Here is an 11,714-nt window from a genome sequence, read left to right on the forward strand (position 1 = left end):
AGGTTTACGCTAAGGTTCGCAAAGTGTTAGTTAAAAGTACTTTATTCATCATATTGTTCGAGTTCTGCTAGCTTTTGATTAAGTAGTGTTGCTAGTTCGTCTTCATCAAGGCTGTCATAAGGATTTGGAGCAGATGTTTGTGAGTTTATTTCTACCTCAAATTCGATACTATCAGCTAAGACTTCTTCTTTCAGATAATTACTAATACTTGTGATATTAGGGTAATCAAATATTACAGATGATGGTAAAGTGCAAGCTAAGTTAATTTCTAGCCGATTTTTAAATTCTAGTACCATTAACGAATTTAAACCTAACTCTAAAAATGAGGTTTTTTGAGGAATAACAGTACTTGGGGCTAATCCGGTAACTTCGCGTAAAACTTGCTCAATTCCTTGAGCTAAAGTTGTTGTTCGCTCATCTACAGCTACAGATTTTAATTGTTTTAACAATTTTGCTTCTTTGCTATTTTCTTTGATTGCGATCGTTTCAGCAAAAAATGGTTGATTAATCTGAAAAGCTTGATAAAAAGTAGACCAATCAATATCAATAATAGCTCCTTGAGAAACGTTAGCCAGAATCAACTGGCTGAGATATTTGAGGGCGGTATCAGAAGACATACTTTGAATACCCCAATTAGCAAAACGTTGTTTGTCAATTTCATTTCCTGTATCCCATGCTCCCCAATTGATACTGATACTTGGTAATCCTAAACTTTGTCGTTGCTGCATTAAAGCATCCATAAAAGCATTCGCAGCAGCGTAACTACTTTGACCGGGCGAACCGAGAATTACAGCAGCAGAAGAAAAGGCAACAAAAAAGTCTAAAGATAGATTGCGGGTGTAGCGGTCTAATAATAAAGTACCTTCTACTTTGGGACGCATGACATTTTGATATCTTTGCCAATTTTGATTGCTCAAAAGCCCATCATCTAAGACAGCCGCAGCGTGAATTACTCCACGTAAAGAAGGTAAATCTGTGCCAAAACGGGAGAAAAGTTGTTCCATATCTGCTGCTGAGGTAATATCAGCGCTGATAATTGTAATCTGTGTACCATTTTTAGTTAACGAGGCGAGCGCTTCTGGTTGAGATTTAACATTGCGGCTACACAAAACTAAATGTCTAGCTCCCATTTCTGATAACCACTCAGCCATTAGCAAGCCCAGTTGACCTAAACCACCAGTAATTAAATAAGTTCCTTCTTTGCTAACTAGCTGCTGTTTTTGGGCTGTAGGAATTGTTGCAGATACTAACCTTGCTCCATAACGGTTTCCTTGGCGTAAAGCTAGGCGTGACTCGCTACTAGAAGCGTGGAATTCGTTGAATAAAAATTCAGCTTCATTCAGTTCTACCGTGGGCGATAAATCTAAACATACACAACGAATTTGCGGGTATTCATTATTAATTACTGCGCCTAATCCCCAAAGGGAAGATTGTTGAGGTTGCAAATCAGTCTCAGCTAGCACTCGATTTGCACCGCGAGTTACTAACCATAAATCAGGTAGTTTTTTCCAACTAGTAGTAAGAGTTTGAATTAAGTGCAATGCAGCATGACAACTCTTGTAAACTGTATCCGAACATTCTTCATCAGGTACATTTTCCCAAGCAAAAATCACACCTGTAGGAAATTCTCCCGATGGATATGCTTCTTGATATAAGCGTTGAAAATCAGATTTTTGAGATGGATTGATGATAAATTCATTTTGAAAATGGCATTTATATTCATCACCAAATTCTACAGTGATGACTCGTTCTCCAGCTTTTTTCAATAAATCGCTCGACTGATTCAATGCTGTTCCAGGATGGACAAACACTAACCAAGAATTTTGAGAGTTTCCTGTAAGAATTGGAAGTGTATCAAGCTTTTGCCATTGAACCTGATAAAACCAATTATTTTCATTTTCCTGCCATAAACGTTGTAAAATCGCCGGATTAGTACGCCGTGCTGTTAAGTCTGTAAACCGAGCGCAAAGCTGTTCTTGCTCATCGTAAACATCTACGTTTACGCATATTTCACCGTTAGTATTAGATTTAACATCAATGTGCGTCCAAGCTTGAGTACCAGGATTGCCAAATAATTCTAATGAAGAGAAACCATAAGGTAAATGTAATTCTTGGCCGTGAATTTCTGGGAAAGCCGCACCAACACTTTGCAAGCAAGCATCTAAAAGCACGGGATGCAGACAATATCGCCGATCTGTCAAACTGCGATCGATACTAATCTTAGCTTGAGAACCATTGCTTAAATAATTTAGTTCTTGAATAGCTTGAAAACGCTTACCATAGCTGATTCCCATCTGCTGATAAAGCTGATAAAATTTGGAAATCTCAACAGATTCTCCTTTTTTATCAGACCAATTACTAACAGATGTGGGTGTTTTTTGATTGTTGGGTTTAATTTCACCAGTTACATGGAGAATCCAGTTATCTTTTGCCGAATCACTACTAAATATTTCAAAACCATAGCCAAATGGCTTATTAGGCTTAAAAATCATTTGTAATCTGGTTGGAGATTGAGATAAAAGTAATCCCTGATGAATAGACACATTTTGAATAATCGCCAAATTATCAGTAAATATTTTCTGGCTAGCTACTAAAATTGCTTCAATAAAACCCGTAGCCGGAAATAAGATTTTTCCAAATACCTTGTGTTCTTCCAGATATTCTGGATTATCAGCACTTATCTCTCCTTCAAAAATAAATTCTCCCGTAGCTAGTTTTTTCACATCGCTAATAAAAGGATGCAACTTAGTTTTGAGATCGGCTACAGAAAATTGTGAATTTTTTAGCCAGTAACGTTCTCGCTGAAATGGATAAGTAGGTAAAGGAATCCGCTTTCCTTGCTTAAATACCTCTGTCCATTCTACAGAATAACCATTAACAAAAAGTATCGCTAAACTTCTGTACATCTGAGTTTGTTCATCTTGTCCGGGTACGATACTGGGTAGCCATGATATTTCTTTGATTTGATAGGTTAGCCGTGCTATACCCAGTAACACAGGCTTCGGCCCTAACTCTAAAAAATGGCGATAACCACTGTCAATTAAGAATTTAAATCCTTTACCAAAATGCACAGTGTTGCGAAGATGGCGCAGCCAATAATCAGGAGTAGTAATTTCTTGACCAATTGGTTTACCCGTGATATTGCTAATAATAGTCAAGCTTGGTTCATGGAAAGAAATTTTATCTAAAACCTTAGCGAATTCATCAAGAATTGGCTCCATTAACAGAGAATGAAAAGCATGAGATACTGCCAAGCGTTTAGTTTTATAACCCTGTTCTATAAAATTTTTCTCTAGTCGATCAACAATTTCAATCAAGCCAGAAATGACATTAATTGCACCATTATCTGCGGCAATATTTACTTGATTTTTGTATGGAGTAAGATAATTTGCTACTGTTTGATAATCAGCATAAATTGCTGCCATTGCCCCATTCTGCGGTAATTCTCCCATCAAGCGACCGCGTTGGACGACTAATTGCAAGGCGTCTTCTAAAGAAAAGACTCCTGCTAAACAAGCGGCGACATATTCACCAATACTATGTCCTAAAAGTGCAGAAGGTTGTATTCCCCAAGATTGCCATAATTTAGCAAGTGCATATTCAAGTGCAAAAAGTGCTGGCTGTGTGATTTGAGTCTGTTCGAGCAACTCGCTATTTTGCAATTGAAAGATTAAATCTAACAGCGATTTTCCTAAAATAGGTTCTAAGATTTTGTTACAAAGATCCAAAGTATTTCTAAAAACAGGTTCTTGGTTGTAAAGAGTTTGTCCCATCCCTGAATATTGAGAACCTTGTCCTGAAAATAGAAAAGCTACATTTGGTTGAGTTTCTGATGAAATTGGCGTAATTACATTATGAGAATCTTCACCTGTTTGGAAATCAGCAAGTGCTGTTTGTGCTGTAGTAATTGAGTCGGCTAAGACACACAATCGATGCTGGAAAACAGCCCGCCCTGTACTGGCAGTAAAACAAGCATCTGCTAAATTAACAGACTCATTCAAAGCGTACTGATAATTTTTGGCTAACTCTTTGAGAGATTTTTCAGAACGAGCCGAAAGCGGCAGTAGGTAAAATTTATTCTCGGATTTTTGCGGAGAGTTAGATGCAATTTCTCCAACAATAATATGAGCATTAGTACCACTAAATCCAAAAGAACTTACTCCCGCGATGCGTTCTCGTTCGCTAGAATGCCAGTCTTTCCCATGTACTGGAACTTCAAAAATATGAGAACTCCAATCAAAACGGGGGTTTGGTTGTTGAAAGTGAAGATGGGGAGGAATTTTATGGTGTTGTAAGGCTAAAACAGTTTTAATTAACCCAGCAATTCCGGCTGCTCCTTCTAAATGTCCTAAATTAGTTTTGACAGAACCAATAATTAAAGGTCGATTTTGAGGACGATCGCCAAATACCGCAGCCATACTTTCTAATTCTATCGGATCGCCGATCGCAGTCCCAGTACCATGAGCTTCGATAAAATCTATTTGCTCTGGTTTGAGTTTCGCTGTCTTCAGTGCTTGCTGTAATAATTTTTCTTGAGCATCGCCATTAGGTACAGTCAGCCCACTACTCGGGCCATCATGATTCACGGCTGTACCATGAACTCTAGCTAAAATGCGATCGCCATTTTTAATTGCTTGACTTAACCGCTTCAAAACAATCATCCCGCAACCTTCGCCGCGCACCATACCATTGGCACTCGCATCAAAAGTCTTGCAACGTCCATCGGGTGCAAGCATCTGAGCGCGACTTTCAATTAAGGAAATTACCGGGGTTAACATGATGTTGACACCACCCGCCAAGGCAATATCGCACTCACCATTACGCAACGCATTGCAAGCTAAATGTACTGCTACTAAAGAAGAAGAACAAGCAGTATCAACCGTCATTGATGGCCCTTGCAAGCCCAGTACATAAGAAAGACGACCGGCGGCTACACTTACAGAAGTTCCAGAACCGGTATAGGCGTTGATTGCTTCTGGTGCATAACTCAACTGGGCATAGTCTTGAGTCATCGCCCCCACAAAAACACCAGTTTGACTGTTGCGTAACTGCTGCGGATTTTGTCCGGCTGATTCTAAAGCTTGCCAAGTAGTTTCTAGTAGCAAGCGTTGCTGAGGATCTATAGCGACAGCCTCGCGGGGGATAATACCAAAAAATTCCGCATCAAATCGATCTATTTGTTCTAGAAATGCTCCGTAAGGAGAATATATTTTTCCTGGTGTATCTGGTTCGGGATGATACCACGCTTGGATATCCCAGCGATCGCCTGGAACTTCTCTGACTGCATCTTTCCCTTGTTCTAAAAGTTGCCAGAATGATTCCAAATCATCCGCACCCCCAGGAAATCGGCAAGCCATCCCCACAATCACAATTGGATCTTCTGCTTGCTGTGGTTTTTCTGAGAGGATGTTTGAAAAATCATCAAGTTTACCGTATAACCCCTCTCCAAACCTCTCCCCCACTGGGAGAGAGGCTTTGAAACTGCCATTCTCTACAAGGAAAGGGGGGTTAGGTTGATTAGGATTGAGTTTTTGTACAGGAGTTTGTATTTCTGAAATATCTAAAACTTCTCGCAGGAGATAATCTGCTAAAGTTTCCACATTGGGAAACCGAAAAGTAATTGTTGTGGGTAAAGAGCAGTTGAAATCTATTTGTAGAAGATTGCGAAGTTCTGTAGAGGTGAGTGAGTCCATCCCCATATCAAAAAAGCCTTGTTGGGGAGATATTTCCTTAGTTGACAATCCTAATACAGTGGAAACTCGCAAACTAATCTGGCGGATAAGTAAATCGCGGCGCTGTTTTACAGGTACGGTTTGCCATTGCTCTAAAATATTTGATGCAGTTTGAAATTTAGCTTTTCCTTGGGGTAAGAAGTTTTGATAAAAGCTTTGATTAATGTATGGAAAACGCTTCCAGTCAATAGAAATAACACCAGCACGCACAATCTTGTTTAACAAGATTTTTTCTAAAGTATTCAGTGCTAAATCGGGTGCGATCGCATCATAACCTTTGGCTGCTAATCTTTCTAGAACATTGCGATCGACTGCTGCACCAATTTCGCTCCACGGCCCCCAATTGACGACTGTTGCAGGCAAATTGCGTGCATGACGATAATAGGTAAAGGCATCCTCAAAAGCATTTGCAGCCGCAGCATTAGCTTGTCCCGCCGAGCCAATTAGCGACACCGCAGAGGTATAACAAACAAAGAAATCTAAAGGATCGTTCAGAGTTAGTTGATGCAGTAGCCAAGTTCCTTTCACCTTGGGTGCGAGAACATGGTTAAAACGTTCTGGTGTCAGTCGCAGTAATGTTGTATCGTCTAAAGTGCCAGCGATGTGGAAAATTCCCCGCACTGGATATTGCGATCGGCATTCTTCTAGTAGGGCGTGCAGTTTCTTTGCATCTGTGACATCAACATCTTTAATTTGGATATCTGTGTTAGTTGATTGCAGGCTTTCCAGAATTTCAGGAGTGAGAGCTTTTGCACCACTGCGACTGCATAATACTAAATGACGAGCGCCACGTTCTATCATCCATTGGGTTGTGGCTAAACCCAACCCGCCTGTACCACCAGAAATTAGATAAAAGCCATCTTGACGGAAATTGATGTTACCATCTGCTAGTTTGCGCTCTACCAAACGCGGAGAAAAGCGTTGTTCGCCCCGCAAAGCGATACGGTTTTCTTGGGTATTGCTGTAAATTTCTCTAAATAATTTTTCTCCTAAATCTTGGGCGTGAGGATCTAAATCAATTGCTCTAAAATTTAGTTCGGGATGCTCTAGAACTAAGCTCAAAGCGATTCCCAATAACGAAGATTGGGCTGGAGAAGTTAAGGTGGTGATTTCTTTTGCTGGGACAGAACCTTGAGTGATAAGAATAAGTGCAGGTGGATTTTCTTGTTGTAATAATGCCTGAAGTAAAAATAGGAAACGTCTACAATGAATCTCTACTGCTTGATAAATTTCGCCTTCTATTTCTTGTAAGGGCCAGAGGTAGATTATTTCACGAGTTTCTGGCGTTAAAAGGTTTTGTAATAGTGATAGATAATTGTCGGCGTTATCAGGATCGATTTCTTCAGGCAAAATGAGAGAACAAGCAACTCCCCTTTGTTGGAATGGGGCGATTAAACTGCGACCAATTCCTTTATTATCGGCAAAGATTAATTCATGAGAAACAGACTTAGGATCGCCATTTTCTTTAGCAATTATGACGCTTTGTCGTAATAGATTGCGTGTCTCTGGTTTGGTTGGTTCGATGACGTTAACTTCTACAAATCCATGATTAGCGAGTAAATTTTGCCAATTTTCTGTATCTACTAAAGGATAACCATTTCGGAGTGGATCTTGACTACATAACCACCATCCCTCTGTTAAACCAAAGGTTAAATCTACCCAACGACGCCCCCCAGTACTTTCTAATAGTATTAGTAGAGCATCAGGAGCTATTAGAGAACGGACATTTTCAAGTGTTTTGTTAATATCTGTTGTGGCATGAAGAACGTTAGCAGCGATAATAATATCAAAACTTCCTGGGAGAAAACCTTGAGTCAGGGGATTTTTTTCAATATCTAAAGTTTGATATTCAATGAAGGGATAATCACTAAAACTTTCTTTGGCTCTGGTTAAAAAACTAGAAGAAATATCGGTAAATACATATTCAATTTGTGGAGGTAAATGTGGTAAAATTCCTGCGGTAGCAGAACCCGTTCCGCCTCCAATTTCGAGGATTCGTAGCTGACGACTTATTGGTAAATTTGCTACTGCACATTTAATTGTGGCTGCAACTAGTTCATTCATCAACTTAGCACCAGCCGCATCAGAATATACAGATGCGATCGCATTCAAATCGCCTTGAGGAAATAATAATTCTAACGGCTCAATTTGGCGACGCATTACCGCAGCTAAAGCCGAACCACAACGTTCTATTAAATTAATTTCTGCCAGATAATCAGAAAATTCGCTGCGGAGGTTTTGGACTTGCAATTGAGATGCAAGTATCTCTGGTTCTTTGGTGAATAACCAGTCATTTTTTTGCAGATTAAGAATACCCTCCTCCGCTAGAATATCTAAACACCGCGATAATAAAGGGCGATAAAAATCAACTACTCCACCTCGAACAGCAATTTGTTCTTCTTGATAAATTTGACCTAATTCTGGTTGCCAATTAAGCTCTTTTAAACCTTCCCATATATAACTTACGCTTAAACCTTCCATCTCTTCAAGCAAGCGTTCGTATTGGGACAATTTATTTGCCAATTGCTGTTCTAATTCCTGTGGTTGGACTTGAGTTTTAATGACATCAGGACTTAGTAAATAATCTTTTCCATCGGGTAATAAAGGTGTTAAGGGAATCCATTCTTCTAAGTAAGATTGAGCTTGACTTTCATGGTGGATAAGTTCTTGGCGCTGAACAGATTTGAGTTCAAATCCTGTAATTGCTACTATTAGATCGCCTTGTTCTGAATATATATCAATATTAGAGATAATAAAATTATCAGAACTTTTAGTTAGTCGAGCCGTACTGATAACGCTATTACCTGGAGAGTTGAAGAATTGAAATTTAGCAATGCGGACTGGTACATAAGTTACAGATGATTCTTGCTGAAATAAAATCGCAGCGATCGCCTGAAAACAAGCATCCAACATCGCCGGATGAAAACGATAATTTTTCGCTTCTAAACTCTGACTATTTGTTAATTTTATTTCAGCAAATGCACTATTTTTACCAGATTTAAGCTGATTGATTATTTGAAAGCTTCTACCGTAATTGACTCCCGATTTTTGGTAGGTTTCATAAAATGAATTAATATCAACCTGTTCTGGATAATTAGCAGCTAATTGTGCTAAATTTTGGCGATTTACATTTAGTGACTTTAAATCCTCAATTTTTCCGCTAACAAGTTCATCCCAGCTATTATTACTTTGATGATATATCTGAAAGTTATTTCGGTCAATAATTAGTTGTAGTGTATCTTCTTGTTGTTGCAGTAATAATGCTTTTTTAAATTCAATATTTTCTAAACTTACTGCTTGACTTTCTGTCGCCGCTAACGCCATTTCGATAAATGCTGCACCGGGAAATATCGGTTTCTCAAAAACTTGATGTTCTGCTAAAAATGCAGGGCTATTTTGACTAATACTAGCTCGATATTGAATAGAAGATAGAGGAGAGGAGAAGCGATCGCCTAGTAAAGGATGTCCAGAATGAGGGCGATCGGATTTAGTAGCAGAGTCTATCCAGTAGCGTTTGCGAAGAAAAGGAGAATTGGGTAAACTAATTTTCTGCCCTGAGCGAGAACGATGAAATTCTTTCCAATTAATATTTATACCTCGTACATACAGTTCGGCTAAGACTGTTTGTATTTGCTGATAATTACTGCAATCTTTCGCTAAACTACATAAGCAAAGGATTTCATTCGTAGGTAAATTACTACGCTCTATATTAGCTAAAGTAGGCTGATTTCCAATTTCTAGAAATATTTTATAACCCATCTGATGCAGAGTGGCAATTCCTTTATCAATATTGCCTGATTGACGTAGCTGTTGCACCCAGTAAGCCGCAGTTTTAATAGAATTACTCACAACTTCACCATTCAAACTGGAAATTAAAGTGAGTTGCGGATTGTTATAAAAAACTTCTTCAGCTACTTTTTTAAAAGCTAAAAATTTGCTTTCTCCAGATAATTGAGCGCGAGTTGCAACTAACTTAACTGCATCCTCCAGCGAAAAAACTCCAGCTTGTTGAGCAGCAATATACTCGCCCGAACCATAACCGAAAATTGCCGAAGGGCGAATTCCCCAAGATTTCCAGAGTTCACAAAGAGCATATTGGAGAGTGAATACTGCTGGTTGAACATATAAAGGATCGTCTATATTTTGATTTTTATCGAGTAAGTCTTCTAGAGAGAAATTTAAATAATTTTGGAATAGGCGATCGGATCGAATCAAAGCATCACGAAATACAGGTTCATTGACAAAAAATTCTTTCCCAATCCCAGAGAATATCTTGACATCATTGCAAACAAAAGCGATTTTGGGATTTGTTTGTACCTCGTTGTGAATAATATTAGTTTCTCGACTATTATTGCTAGCAAAAGCCTGAAGCTGTTCTCGAAAATTGGCAGTGTTGGAAACTAATAAAGATAATCTTTGTTGATGGTGAAAACGACCTGTATTTAGAGAAAAAGCGATATCAGTTAAGTTAACATCACCTTTTTGGTCAATATAATCAACGAAGTTAGCAGCTAATAGACGCAAACGTTCATCATCTTTAGCAGACAGAGTAACCAGTACAGGAAATGTATTTGTAGTCGCAGATTGTACTTGTGGAGGTTCGCTCAAGATAACATGAGCATTAGTTCCCGATGCTCCAAATGAACTGACTCCGGCTGCTTTCATCTTGCCATTGTTAACAGTCCAAGGACGAGTTTGTGTCACCACATCTAACGGTAAGCTATCCCAATTAATATGAGGATTTGGTTTTTGCAAATTGAGATGAGCCGGCATTTCAGCATGGTAGATAGATAATACAGTCTTGATCAAACCAGAAATTCCTGCCGCCGCCGCCAGATGACCGAGATTTGTTTTGAGCGAACCGACTAACAAAGGTTGAGATGGAGAGCGATTGATGCACAAAGCATCAGCCATCGCTTTAATTTCAATGGGATCTCCCAAAGATGTACCAGTACCGTGAGCCTCGATATAATCGATAGCATCGGCGCTTAAACGAGCGTCAGCGAGAGCCTCACGAATTAAATCTGTCTGCATCGGGCCGTTAGGAACTGTAAAGCCGCCACTCGCACCATCGTTATTTACGGCTGTTCCCCGAATTAACGCCCAAATGCGATCGCCATCTTCTAAGGCTTCACTCAATCTTTTTAAAACGACAACTCCGCACCCCTCACCAATCCCAAACCCATCAGCGCTTTCGTCAAAGGTTTTGCACCTACCGTCAGCAGCTAACATCTGATTTTTGCACAATGCGATCGGCACTTCCGGCGTGAGAATTAAGTTCACTCCCCCCACCAACGCTTGTCGGCATTCCTGCGCCCGTAAAGAACGGCACGCCAGATGAACTGCTACCAACGAAGAAGAACACGCCGTATCGATCGCCAGACTGGGGCCATTGAGATTCAAAAGATAAGAAATGCGTCCGGCAGCAGCATTTAGATGGTTGCCAGAGATATGATAAGCACCAACTGTGTTATAATCTCCTCCTGGTGCAATCAGACGAGCATAATCGTTGTTTGTGATGCCAATAAAAACGCCAGTTTTGCCGATTCTGGCGTTAGGGGCAGCCATAGCAGCATCTTCTAACGCCTCATAGGCAACTTCTAAGAGTAATCTTTGCTGGGGATCGATATGCAAAGCTTCTCGCGGTGCAATCCCGAAAAAGTGCGGATCGAACATCGAGACATCATCAAGAAAACCACCTTGAGATATATAGATTCTGCCAGGTTTACCACGGTCTGAGTCATAAAAATCAGGGATATTCCAGCGATCGCCAGGGATATCTCTGAGTGTATTACCACCAGCTTTCAGAAAAGACCAAAATCCTTCAGGAGTAGAAATATTTTTACCAAAACGACAACCCAAACCAACAACTGCGATCGGTTCGCTTTGTTGAGCTTCAACAGCCTTTAATTTCTCCTTCGCTTCATTCAGTGCCTTAAACACTCTCGCTTGGATAGACTTGTCGTTATCTGATATATCCAT

Annotated in this window: 1 protein-coding gene; it reads right to left on the bottom strand. The window is 39.8% G+C overall.

What is annotated here, in order from left to right; translation table 11 throughout:
• Nucleotides 1-41: 41 nt before the first annotated feature.
• Complete coding sequence (locus RMX89_RS23685; RefSeq protein WP_322690674.1) at nt 42-11,714, bottom strand: SDR family NAD(P)-dependent oxidoreductase; 11,673 nt, start codon at nt 11,712-11,714, stop codon at nt 42-44.

Origin of the sequence: Nostoc sp. DedSLP04, from assembly GCF_034530775.1 — a bacterium.
Lineage (GTDB): Bacteria > Cyanobacteriota > Cyanobacteriia > Cyanobacteriales > Nostocaceae > Nostoc.

Coding starts and splice junctions, on each gene's coding strand:
- RMX89_RS23685 (WP_322690674.1), bottom strand. CDS start 11,714: ATGGATATATCAGATAACGACAAGTCTATCCAAGCGAGAGTGTTTAAG.